At 64.8% G+C, this 21,962-nt stretch carries 23 protein-coding genes; 10 read left to right on the top strand and 13 right to left on the bottom strand.

Annotated features, from left to right (window positions below; genetic code table 11):
* Nucleotide 1: 1 nt before the first annotated feature.
* A complete protein-coding gene (locus tag GGD66_RS32435; RefSeq protein ID WP_183260525.1) occupies nucleotides 2-319 on the bottom strand; it encodes a polyhydroxyalkanoic acid system family protein in 318 nt (105 codons plus the stop codon).
* A gap of 181 nt (nucleotides 320-500) precedes the next feature.
* Here GGD66_RS32435 and GGD66_RS32430 point away from each other — a divergent pair, with 181 nt between their 5' ends.
* Nucleotides 501-665, top strand: coding sequence for a DUF3309 family protein (locus tag GGD66_RS32430; RefSeq protein ID WP_018318514.1), 165 nt, complete (start codon nucleotides 501-503; stop codon nucleotides 663-665).
* Between the two features lie 139 nt (nucleotides 666-804).
* Here the strand turns inward: GGD66_RS32430 and ligD are convergent, their stop codons facing one another.
* Entirely contained in the window at nucleotides 805-3,492 is a 2,688-nt protein-coding gene (gene ligD, locus GGD66_RS32425) for a DNA ligase D (protein ID WP_183260523.1), read from the bottom strand.
* 118 nt (nucleotides 3,493-3,610) lie between these two features.
* On the opposite strand from ligD, the gene GGD66_RS32420 reads away from it, so the two are divergent.
* On the top strand, nucleotides 3,611-4,495 hold the full coding sequence (locus GGD66_RS32420; protein ID WP_018318512.1) for a Ku protein: 885 nt from the start codon (nucleotides 3,611-3,613) through the stop codon (nucleotides 4,493-4,495).
* A 141-nt stretch (nucleotides 4,496-4,636) separates the two neighbouring features.
* Here the strand turns inward: GGD66_RS32420 and GGD66_RS32415 are convergent, their stop codons facing one another.
* The 7 genes from GGD66_RS32415 to GGD66_RS32385 all read right to left on the bottom strand — a co-directional run bounded on the left by GGD66_RS32415 (nucleotide 4,637) and on the right by GGD66_RS32385 (nucleotide 13,020).
* Nucleotides 4,637-5,326: a response regulator gene (locus GGD66_RS32415; protein WP_183260521.1), complete on the bottom strand. Its 690-nt coding sequence runs from the start codon at nucleotides 5,324-5,326 to the stop codon at nucleotides 4,637-4,639.
* Nucleotides 5,323-8,046 carry a sensor histidine kinase KdpD gene (locus tag GGD66_RS32410; protein WP_183260519.1) on the bottom strand — a complete coding sequence of 908 codons (2,724 nt, stop codon included), beginning with the start codon at nucleotides 8,044-8,046 and terminating at the stop codon, nucleotides 5,323-5,325. The genes GGD66_RS32415 and GGD66_RS32410 overlap by 4 nt, the downstream gene beginning before the upstream one ends.
* A gap of 40 nt (nucleotides 8,047-8,086) precedes the next feature.
* Nucleotides 8,087-8,692 (bottom strand): K(+)-transporting ATPase subunit C, encoded by a 606-nt coding sequence (locus tag GGD66_RS32405; RefSeq protein ID WP_183260517.1) that lies wholly within the window; start codon nucleotides 8,690-8,692, stop codon nucleotides 8,087-8,089.
* 56 nt (nucleotides 8,693-8,748) lie between these two features.
* Nucleotides 8,749-10,863, bottom strand: a complete 2,115-nt coding sequence (kdpB, locus tag GGD66_RS32400) for a potassium-transporting ATPase subunit KdpB (protein WP_183260515.1) — start codon at nucleotides 10,861-10,863, stop codon at nucleotides 8,749-8,751.
* 18 nt (nucleotides 10,864-10,881) lie between these two features.
* Nucleotides 10,882-12,585 carry a potassium-transporting ATPase subunit KdpA gene (gene kdpA / locus GGD66_RS32395; RefSeq protein WP_183260513.1) on the bottom strand — a complete coding sequence of 568 codons (1,704 nt, stop codon included), beginning with the start codon at nucleotides 12,583-12,585 and terminating at the stop codon, nucleotides 10,882-10,884.
* Between the two features lie 112 nt (nucleotides 12,586-12,697).
* Nucleotides 12,698-12,787 (bottom strand): K(+)-transporting ATPase subunit F, encoded by a 90-nt coding sequence (locus tag GGD66_RS32390; RefSeq protein WP_049814895.1) that lies wholly within the window; start codon nucleotides 12,785-12,787, stop codon nucleotides 12,698-12,700.
* 11 nt (nucleotides 12,788-12,798) lie between these two features.
* The gene (locus tag GGD66_RS32385) at nucleotides 12,799-13,020 is read right to left on the bottom strand and encodes a hypothetical protein (protein WP_018318504.1); all 222 of its coding nucleotides are present in this window, start codon (nucleotides 13,018-13,020) and stop codon (nucleotides 12,799-12,801) included.
* Nucleotides 13,021-13,284: 264 nt separating this feature from the next.
* Between GGD66_RS32385 and GGD66_RS32380 the strand changes: the two genes are divergently transcribed.
* The 3 genes from GGD66_RS32380 to GGD66_RS42095 are packed head-to-tail and all read left to right on the top strand — an operon-like array spanning nucleotide 13,285 to nucleotide 14,105.
* Nucleotides 13,285-13,752, top strand: coding sequence for a hypothetical protein (locus GGD66_RS32380; protein WP_183260511.1), 468 nt, complete (start codon nucleotides 13,285-13,287; stop codon nucleotides 13,750-13,752).
* A gap of 27 nt (nucleotides 13,753-13,779) precedes the next feature.
* Nucleotides 13,780-13,971: a hypothetical protein gene (locus GGD66_RS32375; protein ID WP_183260507.1), complete on the top strand. Its 192-nt coding sequence runs from the start codon at nucleotides 13,780-13,782 to the stop codon at nucleotides 13,969-13,971.
* A gap of 5 nt (nucleotides 13,972-13,976) precedes the next feature.
* Entirely contained in the window at nucleotides 13,977-14,105 is a 129-nt protein-coding gene (locus tag GGD66_RS42095; RefSeq protein ID WP_283814502.1) for a hypothetical protein, read from the top strand.
* Here GGD66_RS42095 and GGD66_RS32370 read toward each other — a convergent pair.
* Nucleotides 14,102-14,683, bottom strand: a complete 582-nt coding sequence (locus GGD66_RS32370) for a TetR/AcrR family transcriptional regulator (protein ID WP_183260506.1) — start codon at nucleotides 14,681-14,683, stop codon at nucleotides 14,102-14,104. The two genes, GGD66_RS42095 and GGD66_RS32370, sit on opposite strands and share 4 nt — an antisense overlap.
* An 85-nt stretch (nucleotides 14,684-14,768) precedes the next feature.
* Here GGD66_RS32370 and GGD66_RS32365 point away from each other — a divergent pair, with 85 nt between their 5' ends.
* From GGD66_RS32365 to GGD66_RS32355, 3 genes are all read left to right on the top strand, one after another.
* Nucleotides 14,769-15,509, top strand: a complete 741-nt coding sequence (locus tag GGD66_RS32365) for a crotonase/enoyl-CoA hydratase family protein (protein WP_183260504.1) — start codon at nucleotides 14,769-14,771, stop codon at nucleotides 15,507-15,509.
* 69 nt (nucleotides 15,510-15,578) lie between these two features.
* Nucleotides 15,579-16,214: a uracil phosphoribosyltransferase gene (upp, locus tag GGD66_RS32360; RefSeq protein WP_018318498.1), complete on the top strand. Its 636-nt coding sequence runs from the start codon at nucleotides 15,579-15,581 to the stop codon at nucleotides 16,212-16,214.
* A 33-nt stretch (nucleotides 16,215-16,247) separates the two neighbouring features.
* Entirely contained in the window at nucleotides 16,248-17,822 is a 1,575-nt protein-coding gene (locus tag GGD66_RS32355; RefSeq protein ID WP_183260502.1) for an AMP-binding protein, read from the top strand.
* A 33-nt stretch (nucleotides 17,823-17,855) separates the two neighbouring features.
* Here the strand turns inward: GGD66_RS32355 and GGD66_RS32350 are convergent, their stop codons facing one another.
* Nucleotides 17,856-19,022 (bottom strand): acyl-CoA dehydrogenase family protein, encoded by a 1,167-nt coding sequence (locus GGD66_RS32350; protein WP_183260500.1) that lies wholly within the window; start codon nucleotides 19,020-19,022, stop codon nucleotides 17,856-17,858.
* Nucleotides 19,023-19,203: 181 nt separating this feature from the next.
* On the opposite strand from GGD66_RS32350, the gene GGD66_RS32345 reads away from it, so the two are divergent.
* Both GGD66_RS32345 and GGD66_RS32340 read left to right on the top strand, forming a co-directional pair.
* Nucleotides 19,204-19,707, top strand: a complete 504-nt coding sequence (locus GGD66_RS32345) for a MaoC family dehydratase (protein WP_409362390.1) — start codon at nucleotides 19,204-19,206, stop codon at nucleotides 19,705-19,707.
* Complete coding sequence (locus GGD66_RS32340) at nucleotides 19,707-20,558, top strand: CoA ester lyase (RefSeq protein ID WP_183260497.1); 852 nt, start codon at nucleotides 19,707-19,709, stop codon at nucleotides 20,556-20,558. Before GGD66_RS32345 ends, GGD66_RS32340 begins: the two co-directional genes overlap by 1 nt.
* Before the next feature lie 47 nt (nucleotides 20,559-20,605).
* On the opposite strand, the gene GGD66_RS32335 is transcribed toward GGD66_RS32340, so the two are convergent.
* Nucleotides 20,606-20,989: a hypothetical protein gene (locus tag GGD66_RS32335; protein ID WP_049814890.1), complete on the bottom strand. Its 384-nt coding sequence runs from the start codon at nucleotides 20,987-20,989 to the stop codon at nucleotides 20,606-20,608.
* A 147-nt stretch (nucleotides 20,990-21,136) separates the two neighbouring features.
* Nucleotides 21,137-21,928, bottom strand: coding sequence for a fumarylacetoacetate hydrolase family protein (locus tag GGD66_RS32330; RefSeq protein ID WP_092253710.1), 792 nt, complete (start codon nucleotides 21,926-21,928; stop codon nucleotides 21,137-21,139).
* Between the last annotated feature and the right edge of the window lie 34 nt (nucleotides 21,929-21,962).

The following is a 21,962-nucleotide window of genomic DNA, read 5'->3' as shown; positions in this document are numbered from 1 at the left end:
GCTACTTTCCGTCGTCCTTGGTCAGCAGCAACTGCCCGCGCTTCTTGATCGTGGCCTGCGCCATCTCGGCAAAGCGCTGCAACAACCACGGCAGCACCACCTGGACCTTGACATGATCTTCAGCGACGTCGACCTGCCCCGTCGCGATCTGCCCGAGCGCGCGAACGCGAAACGCCATGCTGTCGCCGGTCCAGCGCTCCTCCTCGACCTGCATCACCGGAATGCTGGCTGCCGCCCGGCCGAGCCCGGCCTTGAGCCGGCGCACCGCCTCCTCGCGGCCGAGACGATGCGGAATTGAAACGACAAGCGGTGCTGACATGGGCCCTGCCCCGTGATGATCGATCCTCACATAATCATGCCGGACGAACCGGCAAAGGTTCCATGCAACTTGGACCTGTGGCCCTGTTTCAAAACCGGAACTTAAAAACCTGCGGCAAGTTGCCCTTGCACAAGGGGACAGGTGCAAACGACCCTTTCAACAAAGGGCTGAGGAGATTCGCATGTCAATCGGTACGATCATTCTGATCATTCTGGTCATCGCCCTGCTCGGCGGCTTCAGCGGCATCGGCGGCGGCCCGTTCTACGGCACCGGCTATTACGGCGGCGGCGGCCTCGGGCTGGTCATCGTCATCCTGTTGATCCTGCTGCTGATGGGACGGATCTAGGACGAGAACTCGTAGGTGGGCAAAGGCGCTCTTGCGCCGTGCCCACCTATTCGTCGTAATGAAAAAGATTCGTTACAACGAAAAAAACGTGGGCACTCTTCGCTTTGCCACCCTACGGGCGCGGTGCCCGGAGCGCGACCTACTTCCTTTTCCCCGCAAGCTTCTTGATCGCCGCCTTGGTCGAGGCGGCCGCATCGTCATAGTCCTCCCACGCCTTTGACCGCGGCAGCAGGCCCGGCACGGTCCGCAGCGTATAGCGCTTCGGATCAAGATCGCTCTTCACCTGCGCCCAGGTGACGGGCATCGAGACCGTTGCCCCGGCGCGCGCCCGCGGCGACAGCGGGGCCACCGCCGTCGACATCCGGTCGTTGCGGAGATAGTCGAGGAAGATCTTCCCCTTGCGCAGCTTCTTCGACATGTTGAGCAGATAGCGCTCTGGATCGTCGTCGGCCATCCACTGGCAGACGCCTTGCGCGAAGGCCTTGGCTTCCTTCCAGCTCACCTTGTCGCGCGCGCCGTGAAGCAGCGGCACCACCACATGCAGGCCTTTGCCGCCCGTGGTCTTGCAGAAGCTCTCCATGCCGACATCGGCCAGCCGCTGCCGCATCTCCTTGGCGGCCTCGACGACATCGGCGAACTCCACATCCGGCGCCGGATCGAGATCGAACACCAACCGGCCCGGCGTATCGTAGGCATCAGGTGCGCAATTCCAGGGATGCAGCTCGACACCGCCGATCTGCGCGACGGCGGCAAGCCCTTCGACGCGATCGATCTGCAAATAGGGTTTGCGATCGCCCGAGACCTTGGCCAGCTCGAGCAAATTCGAGGTGCCCTGCATGGCGTGACGCTGGAAAAACGTCTCGCCGCCGATGCCATCGGGCGCACGCACGATCGAGCACGGGCGCCCTTTCAGATGTTCGATCATCCAGTCGCCGACCGCCTCGAAGTAGCGCGCGAGATCGAGCTTCGTCGCGCCCTCGCCGTCACCGCCGTCCGGCCACAGCTCCTTGTCCGGCTTGGAGATGACGACGCCCATCACCTCGGCGGTGCCGGTGTCCTTCGATCGCTTGGCTGTCTTCGCCGCGCGCTTGCGGGGCGTGGGCTCGGCAAGCTCCGTATCGACAGGCGTCTCCGCCTCGACCTCCTCGGCGGGCTTGTCCTGCCGCAAGCCCTTGAACGCGGCCTGGCGGATATTGCCGTCGGCGGTGAAGCCGGCGAACTCGATCTCGGCCACGAGCTCCGGCTTCAGCCAGTGCACCTCGCGGCTCTTCTTCGGCGCGTTCTTGCCACCGAAGGGGCTCTCCTTGGCCTCCATGGCCTTCAGGGACGGCATGATGCGCTTGACCTTGTCGGCGCCAAAGCCGGTGCCGACCATGCCGACAAAGACGAGATGATCGCCGCGATGCACGCCCGCCATCAGCGAGCGGAATTTGCCGTTGGTGGTCTTGTAGCCGCCGATCACGACCTCGTGGCCGGCGCGGCACTTTGCCTTGGTCCAGCTCTCGGTGCGGCCGGAGCGATAGGGCGCGTCCAGCTTCTTCGACACCACGCCTTCCAGCTCAAGCTTGCAGGCCGATTGCAGCACCGCATCGCCGCCGCTTTCGAAATGCTCGACATAGCGGATCTGAGTCGATTTCCGCTTGCGCGCTCCCAGCAGCTGCTTCAGCCGCGCCTTGCGCTCGCCGAGCGGCAGACGCCGAAAATCGAGATCCTCCGCGAACAGGAGGTCAAAGGCAAAGAAGATCAGCTCTTCGGTCTTGCCGTCCGACAGCGCGGCCTGGAGCGAGGAGAAATTCGGCGCACCGTCGTGATCGAGCGCCACGATCTCTCCGTCGATCATCACGTCCGGCAGCGCAGCCGCCTCCTTCGCGATCGAGGCGAACTTGTCGGTCCAGTCGAGGCCCTTGCGCGTCTTCAGCGTCGCCTTGCCGTCCTCGACCCGGAGCTGCACGCGGTAGCCGTCGAACTTGATCTCGTGGCACCAGCCTTCGCCGGCCGGCGGACGCTCGACCGACGTGCAAAGCTGCGGCGGCACGAAGTCCGGTATCTCGGCGATCTTCTTGCCGTTGGTCGCAGTTGTGGCTTTCTTCCTCGCCGTCCTGGTCTTGACGATCTTGCCGCCCTTCAATGCCGTACGTGGCGCCGGCTTGACCGTTTGCCCTTTCGCTTCCTCGGCCCGGTTGGATTGCCAGACCGCGTCGGCCTTGGTCTTCGCACCCTTGGCCAGCATGAACGGCTTTGGCGCGCGCCCCTTGCCCTCGGCGATCTGCTCCATCGCACGGCCGGAGGCGACGGACTTGTCCTCATCGAGAATGTCGTTCTTGGCCCCTTCACGGACAAATTCGTCGCGGTGCTTGATCAACAGCCAGTTGGTGCGCTTGCCGCCGGTACGGTCGTTGCGCATCCGGACCAGGACCCAGCTTCCGTGCAACTTGTCCCCATGCAGGGTGAACTTCAAATCGCCCTTCTTGAAGCCGCGTTCGGGATCTTCCGACTCCCAGGTGCCGCGATCCCACAGCATCACCGTGCCGCCGCCATACTGCCCTTCCGGTATCGTGCCTTCGAAATCGCCATAGTCGAGCGGATGGTCCTCGACCTCGACCGCCAGCCGCTTGTCGTGCGGATCGAGCGAGGGACCCTTGGTCACCGCCCAGGACTTGAACACGCCGTCGAATTCGAGCCTGAGATCGTAATGCAGCCGGCTCGCGTCATGCTTCTGGATCACGAAGCGGCGCTGCTTCGACGGCGTCACCGCCGTTTTGCCCGACGGCTCCGGCGTCTTCTCGAAATCACGTTTCTGTCGATAGGTGGAGAGTTTTTGCAGCACGACCGGTCCCGCTTCTCTTTCGGGGATTCAAGCCTATCACGGCCAAAGTCCCATCCGGAACCAAAACCCCGCGGGACGGTTGGGGTTCCAAAACGCCTTGAAAACGCTGGAGAATGGAATGGCCCCGCGCGCCTATTGGAAGGGAACGTTGAAGCTCTCGCTGGTCAGCTGTCCGGTCGTGCTTTATCCGGCGACCACGGCGGCCGAGAAGACGCGGTTTCATCTGATCAACCGCGAGACCGGCAACCGGCTCAAGCAGCAGATGATCGATGCCGAGACCGGCGATGTCGTCGAGAGCGACCAGAAGGGCCGCGGCTACGAGCTGCGCAAGGGCAAATATGTCGAGATCGAGCCGGAGGAGCTCGAGGCGGTCCAGATCGAGAGCAACCATACCATCGACATCGAGAGCTTCGTGCCGAGCGATGAGATCGACCAGCGTTACCTCAACCATCCCTATTATCTTGCACCCGACGGCAAGGCCGCGGTCGATGCCTTTGCGGTGATCCGCGACGCCATGAAGGACCAGGAGCGGGTGGCGCTCGCCAAGATCGTGCTCACCAACCGCGAACACATCATGGCGATCGAGCCGCTCGGCAAGGGCCTGCTCGGCACCACGCTGCGCTTTCCTTACGAGCTGCGCGACGAGGACCAGTTCTTCGACGACATCAAGAGCCCGAAGATCACCAAGGACATGGTCGAGCTTGCCGGCCACATCCTCCAGACCAAGGCCGCCCATTTCGACCCCGGCAAGTTCAAGGACGAGTACGAGAACGCGCTGAAGGCGCTGGTGAAACGCAAGGCCAGCGGCAAGAAGATCGAGCTGCCGGAACCCGAGGAACGCCCCAGCAATGTCGTCAGCCTGATGGATGCGCTGAAGCAGAGCCTGAAGGGGCGTGGCGGCAAGAAGACGGCAGCGAAGTCGCATGCCCGCCGCGCGACCGGACGGCAGCGAACCGCGAAGAAGGCGCATCGGTCCACGGCGCGGCACAGGAAGGCGGGTTGAGGAAACTGCTCGCCCAGCACTCGATATCGTAGGGTGGGCAAAGCGAAGCGTGCCGTGCCCACCAACTTTCCATGATCGCGACAGATCGTGGGCACGCTTCGCTTTGCCCACCCTACAGCTCCTCAGGATGAGGATCGACAGCTAATCCCCCGCCTTCAACCGGTACCCGATCCCCGTCTCGGTCAGCACATATTGCGGCCGCTCGGGATCAGCTTCGATCTTCTGGCGGAGCTGGCGGACATAGACGCGCAAATACTGCGCGTCGGTCAATTCGTCCCACAGCTCCTTCAGCAGAAAGCGGTGGGTGAGCACCTTGCCGGCGTGCTGCACCAGCACGCGCAGCAGGTCGTATTCCTTCGGCGACAGTTTTATCTCACGCTCGCCGGTTCTGACGATGCGGCGGACGAGATCGACCGAGAGATCGCCGGTGCGAAACACCGGGCGCTCGCCCTGGACCTGGAGTTGGTGCCGCAGCGCGGCGCGCAGGCGGGCCAGGAGTTCGTCCATGCCGAAGGGCTTGGTCAGATAATCGTCGGCGCCGAGATCGAGCGCCTGCACCTTGCCGGCTTCGTCGCCGCGGCTCGACAGCACCACGATCGGCACGTCTTCGTTGCGGGCGCGGATGGTGCGCAGCAGTTCGTGTCCCTGTACGTCGGGCAGGCCGAGATCGAGGATGATCAGCGCGGGCTCCTCAACGAGCTTCTCCAGCGCGATCTTGCCATTCGACGCTTCCAGGATCTCATAGCCTTGCGTGGTCAGCCCCATCCGCAGCAATTTGCGGATCGGCGGCTCGTCGTCGATGACCAGGACCTTGATCGGCGCAGCGCTCATGCGGCGGTATCCAATGCGCGGCTCTCTGCCGGAACGGGAAGACGGATGGTGAGGACAGCGCCACTGCGGTCGCTGCGGTTGGCGGCCGAGATCGTGCCCCGCATCGCCTCGACGAAGCCGCGCGAGATGGCGAGCCCGAGCCCCGTGCCGGGACGGACATGATCGCCTTTCTGCACGCGGTAGAACTTGTCGAACACGCTATCGAGCTCGTCAGGCGGGATGCCGGCCCCCTCGTCCGCGATCTCGAGCACGACATGATCGCTGTCGCGCCGGCTGCGGATCGAGATGGTGGTCTCGGGTGGCGAATATTTCGCGGCGTTGTCGAGCAGGTTGAACAGCACCTGCTCGAACAGCACCGCATCGAGCTGCAGCATCGGCAGGTCGGCGGCCAGCACCAGCTCGACCTCGTGCGCGGTGAGAATCTTGGCTGCACGCCGCAGCGCGCTACCCACGATCTCGCTGAGATCATGTAGCGCCGCGTTGGGCACGATGGCGCCCGATTCGAGCTTGGTCATGTCGAGCAGGTTGGCGATGAAGCGGTTGAGCCGCTCGGATTCGTCGATCACGGTCGCGAGCAGGTCGCGCTTCTCGGTGTCGGAGAGGGCGCCGGCAAGATCGCGCATGGTGGAGGCCGCCCCCAGCACCGAGGCGAGCGGCGTCTTCAGATCATGGGAGATCGAGGTCAACAGCGCCGAGCGCAGCCGCTCGGACTCGACGGTGCGCTTGACGCGGTCCATGTCCTCGACCAGCAGCACGCGCTCGACCGCCAGCGCGCCCTGATCGACCAGCGCGTCGAGCAGGCGGCGCTGGTCCGGTGTCAGCAGCGGACCGGTACGGTCGTCGTCGATGCCGATGACGCCGATCGGGCCGCGCCCGGTGCGCATCGGCAGGAACAGCCGTTTTGCCCCCGGCAGCGTGTCCGAGCCCCGGCCGGCGGGGCGGTCATTGCTCCAGGCCCAGTTGGCGGCGGCAAGATCGGCCTGATCGAGCTCGTCCTCGGGCGGATAGCCGGATTTCACCGTGAGCAGGCCCTCGTCCGGCAGCAGCAGCACCACCCGGACTTTCAGCATCAATGCGATCTGGTAGGCCGTCGCCCACAGCACGTCGTCGAGCGTCGCGGTGCCGGCGAGCTTGCGGCTGAAGGCGTAGAGCTGCTCGCTCATTCTGATCCGGCCGATGGCGGCATCGGCCTGGGTGCGCACGCGCGCTGCGACATTCGACACCACGAATGCGATCAGCATGAAGAAGAAGAACGCCGCGACGTTGGTCGGATCGGTGATGGTGAAGGTGTAGACCGGCGGCAGGAAGAAGAAGTTATACGCCAGTGACGCAGCAACGCTCGCCAGCAGCGACGGCCACAACCCATAGCGGACGGCCACGGCAACCACCGCGGTCAGGAACATGAGATCAACGTTCTCGATGCCGAAATACGGCTTGATGGCCACCGCTGCGGCAAGGCCGAGCGCGGTGATCCCGAGCGCCTTCAGATAAGGAATTGCATCGAACGGCTCGGATCGTGCCGCGGTCTGCACCGCCGTCTTCGGCGCCGGCTCACTCGTCAGCTCGTCACCTGGAATGACGTGAACGCTGATATTGCCGGCGCGGCGCACCAGATCATGCACCACCGAGCCGCGCGTCATCTCGAACCAGCGCGAGCGCGTCGACTTGCCGATCACGATCTGGGTGACATTGTTGCCTTGCGCGAAATTGACGACGTCGTCGGCAATACGGCGGCCGACAGCCGGAATCGTCAACGCCTCGCCGCCGAGCGATTCCGCGAGCCGAAGCGTATCGGCCAGCCGGTCGCGCTGCTCATCGGACAATTGCAGCGATCGCCGCGTCTCGATCGAAACCGCAGTAAATGGCGCATGCAGCCGGTCCGCCAGCCGTTTGGTGTAGCGCACGAGACCGGCCGCGCGCGGATCCTCGCTGACGCAGACGAGAATGCGCTCGCCGACGGCCCAGGGCCCGGGAATCGCGTTGGCCTGCATGTGATTGAGGAGCTGCTCGTCGACCCGCTCGGCCGTACGTCGCAAAGCGAGCTCGCGCAATGCCGTCAGGTTCCCCGGCGAGAAATAGTGCTCCAGTGCCCGCTCGGCCTGCTTGGGCACATAGACCTTGCCCTCCTTCAGGCGCTGGATCAAATCGTCGGGCGTGAGGTCGATCAGCTCGATCGCGTCGGCGCGATCGAAAACCGAGTCCGGCACGGTCTCGCGCACCCTGACATGGGTGATCTGCGCCACGACGTCGTTCAGGCTCTCGATGTGCTGGATGTTGACGGCGGTGTAGACGTCGATGCCGTGGGACAGCAACTCCTCGACGTCGAGATAGCGCTTGGGATGGCGGCTGCCGGCCGCGTTGGTGTGGGCGAGCTCGTCGACCAGAGCAATCTGCGGCCGGCGCGCGATCACCGCATCGAGATCCATCTCCTCGACGATCTGCCCGCGATAGTCCAGCCGCTTGCGTGGGACCATCTCGAGACCGCGCACCAGCGCCTCGGTCTCAGCGCGGCCGTGGGTCTCGACGAAGCCGACCACGACGTCGATGCCGGACTTGCGCTTGGCGTGGGCGCTTTGCAGCATCTCGTACGTCTTGCCGACGCCGGGGGCGGCGCCGACAAAGATCTTCAGCTTGCCGCTCGCGCTCCCTTCCCGCCGCGCCGCTTCCAGCAGCGCCTCGGGCGACGGACGTTGTTCGGGATCGCGGCGCTCTCGGACCATTTTTCCAATATAATCATCTGCGTGACGCGAGCCTAGACCGCTACTTGGCGGCGGCGCGATCCAGCGAGAGATTCAGTGCCAGAACGTTAACCCAGGGTTCGCCAATCAGGCCGAGCAAGCGGCCTTCGGTATTGGCGGTCACGATCTGCTTGACCTGATCCTCCGGCATATTCCGCGCCTTGGCCACGCGCGGCACTTGGAATTGCGCCGCTTCCGGCGAGATATCAGGATCGAGGCCGCTGGCCGACGTCGTCACCAGGTCGACCGGCACGGCAGCGTTCGGATTCTCAGCCTTGAGCTTGTCTACATCTTCCCTGAGCCGGTCAGCCAGCGCCTTGCTGGTCGGGCCGAGATTGGCGCCGCCCGAATTGGCGGCGTTGTAGGGCGCGGGCACCGTCTTGGTCGAATCATTGGGGTCCGGCGCAACCGTCGCCGAGGGACGGCCGTGGAAGTATTTGTCGTCCCTGAACTCCTGCCCGACAAGGGCGGAGCCGATCACCTTGCCGTCCTTCTCGATCAGGCTGCCTTGGGCCTGCGCGGGGAAGAGCGCGCCGGCGATGGCCGTCATCGCCAGCGGATAGGCAAGGCCTGTGATGGCCGTGAGCACCAGCAAGAGGACGATGGCGGGGCGGATTTCTCTGAGCATGTTGGTCTCCTAAGTCTTCGTCATGGCGCGCGGCGCCTTGCGCCGCGCCAGGACGGTCAAGCCAGGTGCAAGGCGGTGACGACGAGGTCGATTGCCTTGATACCGATGAAGGGAATGACGATGCCGCCGAGGCCGTAGATCAGGAGGTTGCGCCGGAGCAGCGCGCCGGCACCGACCGCGCGGTAGGCAACGCCCTTCAGCGCCAGCGGAATCAGCGCGATGATGATCAATGCGTTGAAGATGATCGCCGACAGGATGGCGCTCTGCGGGCTCGACAGGTTCATGACGTTGAGTACGTTGAGCTGGGGATAAAACGCCAAAAACATCGCCGGAATGATCGCAAAATACTTTGCGACGTCATTGGCGATCGAGAACGTCGTCAGCGCGCCGCGCGTCATCAGAAGCTGCTTGCCGATCTCGACGACCTCGATCAGCTTGGTCGGGTTGGAATCGAGATCGACCATGTTGCCGGCCTCGCGGGCGGCCTGGGTGCCGGTGTTCATGGCGACACCGACGTCGGCCTGCGCAAGCGCCGGCGCGTCATTGGTGCCGTCGCCGCACATCGCAACCAGCTTGCCCTTGGCCTGCTCGTCGCGGATCAGCTTGAGCTTGTCTTCGGGGGTGGCTTGCGCCAGGAAGTCGTCGACCCCTGCCTCCGCTGCGATGGCAGCCGCCGTCATCGGGTTGTCGCCGGTGATCATGATGGTGCGAATGCCCATGCGGCGCAGCTCGGCAAAACGCTCGCGGATACCGCCCTTGACGATGTCCTTGAGCTGGATGACGCCGAGCAACTTGCCGTCCCTCGCGACCGCCAGCGGCGTGCCGCCGGACTTCGATACTTCATCAGCAATGGCCTGGATCTCGCGACCGAGGTCCGACAATGCCGCCGGCTGGATCGCCCGCGCGGTGTTGCCGGAGGCGACCGCCATCGGTGCGCCGCCGCCGACATAGCTCAGCATGGCATCGACCGCGCCCTTGCGCACCGACGAGCCGCCGGCATCGACGCCGCTCATGCGGGTCTGCGCCGTGAACGGGATGAAAGTCGCGCCAAGCGCCGCCATGTCGCGGCCGCGGATACCGTATTTCTCCTTTGCCAACACCACGATGGAACGGCCTTCCGGCGTCTCGTCGGCAAGCGAGGCGAGCTGGGCTGCGTCGGCGAGCTCCTGCTCGGTCACGCCGCGCACTGGGCGGAAGGCGATCGCCTGGCGGTTGCCGAGCGTGATGGTGCCGGTCTTGTCGAGCAGCAGCGTGTCGACGTCGCCGGCAGCCTCGACGGCGCGGCCGGACATCGCCAGCACGTTGAAGCGCACCAGGCGGTCCATGCCGGCGATGCCGATCGCCGACAACAGCGCACCGATCGTGGTCGGGATCAGCGTCACGAACAGCGCGACCAGCACGATCACCGAGATCGAGCCGCCGGCATAGGCCGCGTAGCTCGGAATGGTGACGGTGGCGAACACGAAGATGATGGTGAGGCCGGCGAGCAGGATGTTGAGCGCGATCTCGTTCGGCGTCTTCTGCCGCTCGGCACCCTCGACCAGCTTGATCATGCGGTCGATGAAGGTCGAGCCCTGGGCCGCCGTGATGCGGACTCGGATCCAGTCGGACAGCACCTGCGTGCCGCCGGTCACCGCGGAACGATCGCCGCCGGATTCGCGAATGACGGGCGCGGACTCGCCGGTGATGGCGGCCTCGTTGACGGAGGCGACGCCCTCGATCACCTCGCCGTCGGAGGGAATGGTGTCGCAGGCCTCGACCAGCACGATGTCGCCGACCTTCAGGCTCGTACCCGGTACCAGCTCGAAGGCCCGGCCGACACCCGTCAGGAGCTTGGCCTGGCTCTCGGTGCGGGTCTTGCGCAGCGAGTCGGCCTGCGCCTTGCCGCGGCCTTCGGCCACCGCTTCGGCGAAATTGGCGAACAGCACCGTGAACCAGAGCCAGACGATGATCTGGAAGGTGAAGCCGAGGCCTGAGCCGCCGGTGACGACGTCGCGCAGGAAGATCACCGTCGTCAGCGCGGCCACGATTTCGACCACGAACATCACGGGGTTCTTCACCATCAGCCGCGGGCTGAGCTTGGTGAAGGAGGCGCGGATCGCAGGCATCACGATCCCAGGGTCGAGCATTGCCGAAACGGCAGCACGTTTTTGCAGTTTCATCGTATCCATGGAGGTCACTCCAGACAATCAGAAGAGGTTGCCGGCGTTCATCGCCAGATGTTCGACGATCGGGCCGAGCGCGAGCGCCGGGAAGAAGGTCAGGCCGCCCATGATCAGGATGACGCCGGCGACGAGGCCGACGAACAGGCCGCCGGTGGTCGGGAACGTGCCCGTCGACGGCGGGATCGACTTCTTCTCCGCGAGCGAGCCCGCGATCGCCATGGCGGGGACGATCATGAAGAAGCGGCCGACGAACATCGCGCTTGCGAGCGTGAGGTTGTAGAAGAAGGTGTTGCCGGTGAGGCCTGCGAAAGCCGAGCCGTTGTTTCCGGCCGCCGAGGTGAAGGCATAGAGCACTTCGGTGAAGCCATGCGGGCCGGCATTCGCCATCGAGGCGACGGCCGCCGGATAGACCACGCCGACGGCGGTCCAGCCGAGGATCATCAGCGGCAGCACCAGGATGGCCAGCATCGCCATCTTGACCTCGCGGGCCTCGATCTTCTTGCCGACATATTCCGGGGTGCGGCCGACCATCAGTCCGGCGACGAAGATCGCGAGGATGACGAACAGCAGCATGCCGTACATGCCGGCGCCGACGCCGCCGACGATGATCTCGCCGAGCTCGATGTTGATCAGCGGGATCATGCCGCCGAGCGCGGTGAAGCTGTCATGCATGGCGTTGACGGCACCGCACGACGCGGCGGTGGTGACGACCGCGAACAGCGAGGACGCGACGATGCCGAAGCGGACCTCCTTGCCCTCCATGTTGCCGCCGGTCAGGCCCAGCGCATGGAGCATCGAGGTTCCGTTCGCTTCCGCCCAATAGGTGATGGCGACGCCTGCGACGAACAGCACGCCCATCACGGACAGGATCGCCCACCCCTGGCGCTGGTTGCCGACCATACGGCCGAACACGTTGGTCATTGCGGCGCCGAGCGCGAAGATCGACAGCATCTGCACGAAATTCGACAGCGCGGTCGGATTCTCGAACGGGTGCGCCGCGTTGGCGTTGAAGAAGCCGCCGCCATTGGTGCCGAGCATCTTGATCGCCACCTGGGAAGCGACCGGGCCGACCGCAATGGTCTGCTTGGCGCCTTCGAGCGTGGTCGCCTCGATATACGGGCCGAGCGTCTGCGGGATGCCCTGCCAGACCAGGAACAGCGTGTAGACGACGCAGATCGGCAGCAGCACGTAGAGCGTGCAGCGGGTGACGTCGACCCAGAAATTGCCGACTGTGCGCATCGAGGCGCGCGAGAAGCCGCGGATCAGGGCCATCGCCAGCACGATGCCGGTTGCGGCCGAGAGGAAGTTCTGGTGCGTCAGGCCGAGCATCTGGACGAGATAGGACAGCGTGCTCTCGCCGCCGTAGTTCTGCCAGTTGGTGTTGGTGATGAAGGAGACCGCGGTGTTGAAGGAAAGATCCTCGGCGACCGCGCCCTGCCCGGCCGGATTGAAGGGCAATACGGCCTGGAGCCGCATCACACCGTAGATGACGAGGAAGCCGCCAACATGGAACAGCAGCATGGCGACCGTGTAGGTCAGCCAATGCTGCTCGCGCTTCTCGTCAACGCCGGAAATCCAGTACACGCCGGCCTCGATCGGGCGCAGCACCGGCGACAGGAACGTCCGCTCGCCGTTAAATACGCGCGTCATGTACCAGCCGAGCGGCTTGGTCAGCGCAACAATAATGGCGCAGAACAGAATGATCTGGAGCCAACCGATCACAGTCATGGAATCAACCCTTCAGGCTTGGTGTCCGGCGCAACAGGGGCAGGAGCACCGTCAGCAGGCAGGCGACGAGCACAGCGTCCGCCAGCAGCAATTCGACGAGCAGCAGCACGGGTCAGAACCGCTCGGGCCGCAGCAGCGCATAAGTGAGGTAGAGCAGCAGACCGAACGAGACGGCACCGGCGAGCGCATAATCGAAGATCATGGTTTGCTCCGTCACAGCCGTTCGCAGGCGTAGGTGTAGCCGATGGCGAGGGCGAAGAAGACGAAGCCCAGCGCCAGCATCAGAATGTCCATCATCGGATCGCTCCTCGTTGCGTCGCTTAAGTCCGGCGCAACCTTCTCTCGGTGACCCGGCTGGCTCGCGAAGAACATGGAAGGCACGTCCACGCATGACAGCCGGGACTTTTGACCGTGCTGAAATGCCAGCGCAGGCATAGGTTTTCGAGATGAGGCCTATGGCGAAGATATAGGAATCTCATAAAAGCGGCGGTGCTGCTCGCGAGGCAAACCTCACTGTCGTCCCGGACAAGCGAAGCGCAGATCCGGGACGATGATGGAGAATGGCGCGCCACCCCGCCTCTCCCGCACTTATGAAATCCCTATATCTCACGCCCGATCCCCATCTCGTTTTCAAATGCCTTTGGGGCCCATCCTGGCAATGCCGGCCGACTGACCGACACCAATTCCAGGAGGCCTGACATGACCGCCCCTCTCCGACGCCTCGCCCCACCTTCCCTCGACCAGCAGCTTCGCGCGGCACCGGCGATGACCCGGCCGTTGATGCTCGACATCATTGCGCACGCCTGCCGGCGCGTCCCCTCGCTCGGCCAAGGCGAACGCGCCGCACGCATCATGCGCCTGATCGACGTTGAAGCCTGGGCCGATGTGGCGCTGGCGCTGATCGAGCTCGAGCTGCCGATGTGGCAGGTCCGCCGCATCGCCTATGACGAGGGCGAGTGGCATTGTGCGCTGTCGCGCGAGCGAGAGCTGCCGGACTGGCTGGATGCCGCGGTCGAGGCGCGCCATTCCGATCTCGCGCTTGCTCTGCTGTCGGGCTTCATCGAGGTCCGATCGCTCATCGCAGAAGCATCGCGGCCGAGCGTTCCCTCGGTTCGCCCCCTGCTGGATCCGCTGTGCGAGCCAGCCGCCTGCGACAATTTCAGCTGAAGCCGCCTGACAGAAGGATCCCGGAAAATGCCGATGCTGACACATCGCTTTGAACAATCGCCTCACTGGGCCCAACGCCAGTCAGTGCTCTCGAAGATGCGCAGGGCCCGGCTCGAGCGCCTCGCGCTGCATGCGCTGACCGTACTCTCGATGGGCAGCGTTCTCACCGCCCTGATCGCGCTAAGAGCCGCCATTTATTTCTGGCATCTCGGGGATTGACCACCATGCCGCTCCTCAAGGGAAATCTCGAGCATGTGGTCACAATCACCATCCTGACCATGACGCTGAGCCTGATCTGGGGCGCGATCCTGACGCTCATGATCACGCTTGTTGCGCGCGGGCTCGGCGTCTAGTTCCTCGCTTCCCGCTCGATCAGCCGCGCCAATTCCGCCGCGGTGACCTCGATCGGCCGGCCGCTGCGCTCGACCCGGGCCTGGATCAACGCGCCCTGGAGCGCCGACGTGCAGAGCACCGCAAGCGTTTCCGCGCGAGATCTGACGAAGCCGTCGGAGACAAGCTTGTCGCGCAGGATGGACAGTCGCGCCGCATAGGCCTTGCGGCCGGCATCGGACAAGGCGCGCTCGCGCGGCGCAAGCTCGAGCAGCACGGTCGTGATCGGGCAGCCGTTGCGAAAGCCGGAGCCCTGCATCCAGCCCGCCAGCAATCTTGCATGCGCTCGCAAGAGGTCGGCGGTCGAGCCGCACTCTTCCGCGAGCCTGGCGACCGTCGCCGCGACGCGGCGGCCCGCCTCCTCCACGGCCGCCACCGCGATCGAGGACTTTCCATCCGGAAAGTAATGGTAGAGCGAGCCCTTCGGCGCACCGCTGACGTCGACGATGTCGTTCAGCCCGGTCCGGGCATAGCCCTGGCGGCGGAACAGTGTCACCGCGGCATTGATGATGGGCTGGCGGTGTTTTGGCACGGCCGGCATGACGCTCTCCCCCTCGCACGAAATTATATTGATTGGTCTACATCAGCCTCCGACAGTCAAGCCTGGTTCATGACAGGAGAGGCAAATGCCAATGGGAGTGAATTTTGAGGTGAGCGACGGCGTCGCGCGGATCGGGCTCGACGACGGCAAGGTCAATGTGATGTCGACCACGATGCTGGGCGAGATCGGCGCGGCCTTCGACCGGGCCGAAAAGGAAGCCGAGATCGTGGTGCTACGCTCGGCGCGGCCCGGCATCTTCTCTGCGGGATTCGATCTCAAGGTATTCGCCTCGGGCGATGCCGCCAAGAGCCTCGAGATGGTCCGCGCCGGCGCCGAGCTTGCGCTGCGGCTGATGTCGTTTCCGCATCCGATCGTCGGCGTGATGGAAGGTCACGCCTTTCCGATGGGGACGTTCCTGCTGCTCGCCTGCGACGTCAGGCTGGGCGCGCGCGGACCGCATCGCATGGGGCTGAACGAGGTCGCGATCGGCATCGCGCCGCCGAGCTTTGCCATCGAGCTCGCGCGCAGCCGCCTGCATCCGGCCTGGCTCAGCCGCACCGTCACGCTCGGCGAGATGTACGAGCCCGAGGAGGCGTTGACCGCCGGCTTCCTCGATCGGGTGGTTGCGCCCGAAGCCGTCGACAAAGCCCTTGAGGAGGCCGTCACGGCGTTGCGCGCGATCCACAAGCCGTCGCATGCGACCGCGAAGCAGCGCCTGCGTCAGCCGGCCACGGACGCGATGCGGATTGCGATCGACCGTGAACTGACCATGGCTGCCTATGAGGCGAGCAACCGGGCGCGCAGCGCGGTGGCGATGCCCGGTTGACACCGCCTGTCCGACGGAAAAGACCCGGCCGATCTGGCGCAATTCCAGGGAAACGTGTAGAGCGGTTTCATGAGCACCAGCACCGTCAACGTCGTCGCCCACCCCCTGGTCCAGCACAAGCTCTCGCTGATGCGGGAGAAGGATCGCTCGACCAAGAGCTTTCGCGAGATCCTGAACGAGATCGGGATGCTGCTCGGCTACGAGGTGACGCGTGATTTGCCGCTGGAGCTGGTCGATATTGAAACGCCGATCGCACCGATGCAGGCGCCCAAGATTGCCGGCAAGAAGCTCACGCTGGCGCCGATCCTGCGCGCCGGCGTCGGCTTCCTCGACGGCATGCTGGCGCTGATGCCCTCGGCGCGCATCGCCCATATCGGGCTCTACCGCGACCCTGAGACGTTGCAGGCCGTGGAATATTACTTCAAGGCGCCGCAGGACCTGTCCGACCGCGCCGTGATCCTGATGGACCCGATGCTGGCGACCGGCAACTCGGCCTGCGCAGGCGCCTCCCTGCTCAAGGCCCGCGGCGCCCGCGACATCCGCTTCGTCTGCCTTCTGGCCGCGCCCGAGGGCATCGCCCAGTTCCAGAGCGAACACCCGGACGTGCCGATCTGGACCGCCGCGATCGACGAGCGGCTCAACGACCACGGCTACATCGTGCCGGGCCTGGGCGATGCCGGCGACCGGATGTTCGGCACCAAGTAGACAGGTTGGCGCGATCGGGTTACTCCCCTTGCCATGAGTGCCAACGCGTCTTCGCTGCAATCGCTGATCCGGACCGAGGCCGCCGCCAATCCCGCCTTCGTATGCGACGGCACGCCAGTCTCGCGCGCGGAATTGGCAGCCAAGATCGAGGCGACCGCGGCCTGGCTTGCGGCACAAGGCATCGGCAAGGGCGACGTGGTCGCAGTCTGGCTGGTCAACCGGATCGAATGGGTCGCGCTGCTGTTCGCCGCCGCAAGATGTGGCGCGATCGTCGCGGCCGTCAATACACGCTACCGGAGCGCGGAGGTCGCGCATCTGCTCAAGCTATCCGGTGCCAGGCTGATGGTGGTCGAGGCCGCATTCCGCTCGGTGGATTTTGCCGCGATCCTCGCCGACATCGCCAAGGACGAGGTGCCGGCACTGCAACGGCTCGCGGTGATCGGTGCGAATGCGATTCCGGCGCACTGGCCCTGCGTGCGCTTCGACGCTTTCGACAGACGCTATCCGCCGGCGCCACCCGCGCAGGACGAGGTGGATCAGCCGGTCCTGCTCTACACCACGTCAGGCACCACCAAGGGGCCGAAGCTCGTGGCGCATTCGCAGCGGACGCTGGCGGGCCATGCCATCTCCGTGGCCAAGGCGCTTCGGCTCGATCCGCAGCGTCATTCGCTGCTGGCCATGCTGCCGTTCTGTGGCACCTTCGGCATGACGAGCCTGCTCGGCTTCGTCGCGGCGGGTGCGACCGTCCACGTGCTCGACGCCTTCGAGGCGGCGCCGGCGCTGAAGATCCTCGGCCAGCACAAGATCACGCACGCCTTCGGCTCCGACGAGATGTTCCGGCGCATCCTCGCCCTCACCGATGCACCCCGGCCACTTCCGCATCTGGAAGTCTGCGGCTTCGCCGCGTTCCAGCCTGGCTGGCGCGAGCTTGCCGCGGAGGCCGAGGCGCGCGGCCTGCCGCTGTTCGGCCTCTACGGGTCGAGCGAGGTTCAGGCCCTATTCTCGATCGCCCGCCCCATCGATGCCTTCGCCGACCGCATCGAGGGCGGCGGCTGGCCGATGTCGGCCGACGCAAAGGTGCGCGTGCGCGACACCGAGACCGGCGAGCTTGCGGCTAGCGGCATTTCCGGCGAGATCGAGATCAACGCGCCGTCAAGTTTCCTCGGCTATTTCAACAATCCGGATGCGACGCGCGATGCGCTCACCGCGGACGGGTTCTTCCGCACCGGCGACATCGGCCGGCTGCGCGGCGACGGCTCCTTTGTCTACGAGACCCGCGCGGGCGATGCCATGCGGCTCGGCGGCTTCCTCGTCGCGCCCGGCGAGATCGAGGACGAGATCAAATCATGCAACGGCGTTGCCGACGCCCAGGTGGTTGCAGTCGATCTCAAGGGTCAGGCGCGCTGCGTCGCCTTCGTGATCCCGGCGAAGGAGCCGCCAATGCAGGAGACGCTGGTCGCGCGCCTGCGCGAACGGCTCGCCGGTTACAAGGTCCCGGCCCGGATCTATGTGGTGGAGGCCTTCCCGGTCACCGACAGCGCCAACGGCGTGAAGATCCAGCGCGCCAGGCTTCGCGCCATGGCGATGGAGCGGATCGCCGCCGAATAGGCGAGCCCATTTGGTTTGCGCCACAAGGCTCGTTCAGTACGACTTCGCGAGCCCCAGCACCTTCTCCGCGATGAAGCTGAGCGCGAGCTGCGGGCTGACCGGCGCGATGCGCGGAATCAGCACCTCGCGCAAGTAGCGCTCGACGTGGAATTCCTTGGCGTAGCCGAAGCCGCCGTGGGTCATCACGGCCTGCTCGCAGGCCGAGAAGCCCGCTTCGCCCGCAAGGTATTTTGCGGCATTGGCCGCGGCGCCACAGGGCATGCCCTTGTCATATTGCCAAGCCGCCGACATCACCATCAGCCAGGCCGCCTCGAGCTCGACCCAGTTCACCGCGAGCGGATGCTGGATACCCTGGTTCTTGCCGATCGGCCGATTGAACACCACGCGCGTCTTGGCATATTCAGTGGCGCGCGCCAGCGCCAGCTTGCCGAGGCCAATCGCCTCCGCCGCGATCAGGATGCGCTCGGGGTTCATGCCTTCGAGGATGTACTGAAAACCCTTGCCCTCTTCGCCGATGCGATCCTCCATCGGGATCTCAAAATCTTCGAAGAACAGCTCGTTGGAATCGACGATCTTGCGGCCCATCTTCTCGATCTCGTGGACCTTGATTCTGGTGCGGTCGAAATCGGTGTAGAACAGGCTGAGGCCGTGGGTCGGCGAGCGCACCTCTTCCAGCGGCGTGGTGCGGGCCAGCAACAGGATCTTGTGCGCGACCTGCGCGGTCGAGATCCACACCTTCTGGCCGTTGACGATGTAACGGTCGTTCTTGGCGACCGCACGGGTCTTCAGCTGCGTGGTGTTGAGGCCGGTGTTGGGCTCGGTGACGGCAAAGCAGGCCTTCTCGCGGCCCTCCACCATCGGCGGCAGCATGCGCCTTCGCTGCTCCTCGGTGCCGAACACGACCACCGGATTGAGGCCGAACACGTTGATGTGCACGGCGGATGCGCCAGACATCCCGGCGCCGGACTCGGCGATGGTGCGCATCATGATCGCAGCTTCGGTGATGCCGAGCCCCGAGCCGCCATATTCCTCCGGCACGCAGATGCCGAGCCAGCCGGCGTCGGCAAGTGCCTTATGAAAATCGTGCGGGAAGCCGCCGTCGTGGTCCTTCTTCAGCCAATAGGCATCGGGAAAGCCTTCGCAGATCTTGGCGATGGCATCGCGAATGGCTTCCTGCTGATCGGTGAGCGCGAAATCCATGATCTTGATCTCCGTCTTGGGAGCCGCGACCGCGCCATCTCCCGTCTCTTCGCGTTCCCCGCTCAAAGGCCGTGGCCGCTTGCGTCGCGCCCTGACGTGCCCTTGCCTGGGTTCTTAGCTCGAAAAACCCCGTACAGATACGTGAATTTGTCTATCAACTGTGTCTACCATGCATAGGGTCATGCGACGTAAAGCTATGAGCGCGCCGTTATTTCGCAGGGAGGAAACCGCGATGGCCGGACTTTATTTCGAAGACTTTTCCGTAGGCCAGGAGTTCAGGCATCCGCTGACCCGGACCGTCACGGAGATGGACAACACCATGTTCAGCTTGCTGACGCTCAATCCGCAGCCGCTGCATATCGACGCGCATTTCGCCGAAAAGACCGAATTCGGTCAGCGCATTTTCAACAGCCTTTACACCCTCGGCATCATGATCGGCATGACGGTCTATGATACGACCATGGGGACCACCGTTGCCAATCTCGGCATGACCGACGTCACCTTTCCAAAACCGGTCTTCCATGGCGACACGTTGCGGGCGACGACGAAGGTGCTTTCGTTGAGGGAATCCAAATCGCGTCCAAGAGCGGGCATCGTCGAGTTCGAGCACCATGCCTTGAACCAGAACGACGAGATCGTCGGCAAATGCCGGCGCATGGCGATGATGCACAAGAGGCCGGTCTGATGCGTTCGATGCTGTTCGTGCCGGGCGATTCCCCGCGCAAATTCGAGAAGGCGAGCGAAGGCAAGGCCGACGCGCTGATCATCGACCTCGAGGATTCCGTCGTCACCGAGAAGAAGGCGGAGGCGCGCGGGTTGACGCTGACGATGCTGAAGGGCCGCCCCGGCCCGCACCAGCTCTATGTCCGCGTCAACGCGCTCGACACCGGCATGACGCTCGCCGATCTCGCCGCGGTGATGCCGGGCAAGCCCAACGGCATCGTGCTGCCGAAATCGCAGGGCGGTGATGACGTAAGGCAGGTCGCAACCTGGCTCGAAGCCTTGGAAGCCGCGGCCGGCACGGAGGTTGGCTCAACCCGCATCGTTTGCGTGGCGACTGAAACCGCAGGTTCGATCTTTGGCCTCGGCAGCTACAAGGGCTGCTCCCCTCGCCTCGCCGGCTTGATGTGGGGCGCGGAAGATCTCTCCGCTTCGCTCGGCGCCACCGAAAAGGCGTCCGGCGGCCTGTTCCACAGCCCCTATCGTCTCGCGCGCGATCTCTGCCTGATGGCGGCGGCCGCGGCCGAGGTCGCGCCGATCGATACCGTCTATACCGACATCGATAACCTCGCGGGCCTGGAAGCCGAAACACGCGCGGCGCGCCGCGACGGGTTTTCCGCCAAGGCGCTGATCCATCCCAAGCATGTCGACGTCGTCAACGCCGCCTTCGCGCCGACCGAAGCCGAACGCACCTGGGCGGAGAAAGTGATCGCGGCGTTTGCCAGCAATCCCAATTCCGGCACGCTGCGGCTCGACGGCCAGATGATCGACAAGCCGCATCTTCGCGCCGCCAAGAAGATCCTCGGCCAGCCCTAGGGCAGGCCGGGGGCTGCGGCCGAAGACGTCGGCTTGAAGCTGCGGCCTTAGTCGAACCCCTGAACCGGCGGCGCCGAGGCTTGCGCCGGAGCGGCGGGAGCGGCCTGAACCGGCGGAGCCGGATTGCCAGCAGCTCGCATCTGACCGTTGGCTGCCATCGCCTCGCGGGTGCGCGTCGGGCTCCTGGTCGCGGCCGCGCGGCGCGGCGGCGGCCGATGTCCTGCCGAGTGCGAACCTCTCATACCCCAGGACCGAGCGATCGAAGGTCCGGCAGTGTAGCCGATCAAGGCTCCGGCAACCGCCCCGACCGGGCCCAGCACGACCGCGCCGGAGACGGCACCGAGTGCTGCATCGCCGGCGCGCTCCTGCGCAACAGCGCTCACGGGCACACAGGCCAGCATTGCGACAGCAGTGATCAGAGCCTTGGTCATCGGAGCGCCTCCCTCGCGGGAAATCACTCGTTCCCAAATATGGCCACAGGAGGTTCGCTTGCCGGCCAACAAATGGCAATCGGCGGGTGGAACTCCCCTGGCGCAGGGCTGCCTCCGCCAACCGGCGGTTGCGACGGCGGCGTGGAGCTACACGATCTTGATCGACATATCAGGCAGGCCCTCGAGCTTGCACAGCAGCACATCGCCCTTCACGACGGGACCGACATTCTCCGGCGTGCCGGAATAGATGATATCGCCGGCTTTCAATTCGAAGGCTTCCGACAGCTTTGCGATCTGCTCGGCCACGTTCCAGATCATCTTGCTGAGATCCGAGTTCTGCTTCACCGTGCCGTTGATCGCCAGCGAGATGGCGCCCTTCTCGAAATGGCCGGTCTTGCTGGCCGGGTGGATCGGGCCGATCACCGCGGCGTGGTCAAAACTCTTGCCGATCTCCCAGGGCTTCTTCTCCGCGGCCATGCCGTTCTGGAGGTCGCGCCGGGTCATGTCGAGGCCGAGCGCGTAGCCATAGACGTGGTCGAGCGCCTTATCGACCGGGATATTGGTGCCGCCTGATTTCAGGGCGGCGACCAGCTCGACCTCGTGATGATAGTTCTTGGTCAGTGACGGATAGGGATGATCGGCGACCTCGCCAACCGCGACGTTCTGGATCGCGTCCGTCGGCTTCTGGAAGAAGAACGGCGGCTCGCGGTTGGGGTCCGAGCCGCGCTCGATCGCGTGCGCGGCGTAGTTGCGCCCGATGCAGTAGATACGGCGGACCTGAAACACCTGGCTCTCGCCGACGATCGGGATCGTCACCATCGGCACCGGAAAGACCGGCTTCGGTCCGGCCTGCGCTGCGGCCGGCGCCGCTTCGGCTATCCCCGCCGCGGTCATCGCGGCCGCGGCAGTGAGCACGTCACGTCGAGACGTCTTCGTCATGGTTCTGTTCCCTGGCTTGGGGGAAGTTTCCTCG

The organism is Bradyrhizobium sp. CIR48 (assembly GCF_014198315.1).
Classification (GTDB): Bacteria; Pseudomonadota; Alphaproteobacteria; order Rhizobiales; family Xanthobacteraceae; genus Bradyrhizobium.
This window is presented reverse-complemented; position numbering and strand designations above follow the sequence as displayed.

Coding starts and splice junctions, on each gene's coding strand:
- GGD66_RS32410 (WP_183260519.1), bottom strand. CDS start 8,046: ATGGTCCGAGAGCGCCGCGATCCCGAACAACGTCCGTCGCCCGAGGCG.
- GGD66_RS32345 (WP_409362390.1), top strand. CDS start 19,204: ATGCGACGTAAAGCTATGAGCGCGCCGTTATTTCGCAGGGAGGAAACC.
- GGD66_RS32420 (WP_018318512.1), top strand. CDS start 3,611: ATGGCCCCGCGCGCCTATTGGAAGGGAACGTTGAAGCTCTCGCTGGTC.
- GGD66_RS32365 (WP_183260504.1), top strand. CDS start 14,769: ATGCCAATGGGAGTGAATTTTGAGGTGAGCGACGGCGTCGCGCGGATC.
- GGD66_RS32335 (WP_049814890.1), bottom strand. CDS start 20,989: ATGACCAAGGCTCTGATCACTGCTGTCGCAATGCTGGCCTGTGTGCCC.
- GGD66_RS32390 (WP_049814895.1), bottom strand. CDS start 12,787: ATGATCTTCGATTATGCGCTCGCCGGTGCCGTCTCGTTCGGTCTGCTG.
- GGD66_RS32405 (WP_183260517.1), bottom strand. CDS start 8,692: ATGCTCAGAGAAATCCGCCCCGCCATCGTCCTCTTGCTGGTGCTCACG.
- kdpB (WP_183260515.1), bottom strand. CDS start 10,863: ATGGATACGATGAAACTGCAAAAACGTGCTGCCGTTTCGGCAATGCTC.
- GGD66_RS32340 (WP_183260497.1), top strand. CDS start 19,707: ATGCGTTCGATGCTGTTCGTGCCGGGCGATTCCCCGCGCAAATTCGAG.
- GGD66_RS32330 (WP_092253710.1), bottom strand. CDS start 21,928: ATGACGAAGACGTCTCGACGTGACGTGCTCACTGCCGCGGCCGCGATG.
- GGD66_RS32430 (WP_018318514.1), top strand. CDS start 501: ATGTCAATCGGTACGATCATTCTGATCATTCTGGTCATCGCCCTGCTC.
- GGD66_RS32375 (WP_183260507.1), top strand. CDS start 13,780: ATGCCGATGCTGACACATCGCTTTGAACAATCGCCTCACTGGGCCCAA.
- upp (WP_018318498.1), top strand. CDS start 15,579: ATGAGCACCAGCACCGTCAACGTCGTCGCCCACCCCCTGGTCCAGCAC.
- GGD66_RS32370 (WP_183260506.1), bottom strand. CDS start 14,683: ATGCCGGCCGTGCCAAAACACCGCCAGCCCATCATCAATGCCGCGGTG.
- GGD66_RS42095 (WP_283814502.1), top strand. CDS start 13,977: ATGCCGCTCCTCAAGGGAAATCTCGAGCATGTGGTCACAATCACCATC.
- GGD66_RS32355 (WP_183260502.1), top strand. CDS start 16,248: ATGAGTGCCAACGCGTCTTCGCTGCAATCGCTGATCCGGACCGAGGCC.
- GGD66_RS32435 (WP_183260525.1), bottom strand. CDS start 319: ATGTCAGCACCGCTTGTCGTTTCAATTCCGCATCGTCTCGGCCGCGAG.
- GGD66_RS32380 (WP_183260511.1), top strand. CDS start 13,285: ATGACCGCCCCTCTCCGACGCCTCGCCCCACCTTCCCTCGACCAGCAG.
- GGD66_RS32385 (WP_018318504.1), bottom strand. CDS start 13,020: ATGCCTGCGCTGGCATTTCAGCACGGTCAAAAGTCCCGGCTGTCATGC.
- GGD66_RS32415 (WP_183260521.1), bottom strand. CDS start 5,326: ATGAGCGCTGCGCCGATCAAGGTCCTGGTCATCGACGACGAGCCGCCG.
- GGD66_RS32350 (WP_183260500.1), bottom strand. CDS start 19,022: ATGGATTTCGCGCTCACCGATCAGCAGGAAGCCATTCGCGATGCCATC.
- kdpA (WP_183260513.1), bottom strand. CDS start 12,585: ATGACTGTGATCGGTTGGCTCCAGATCATTCTGTTCTGCGCCATTATT.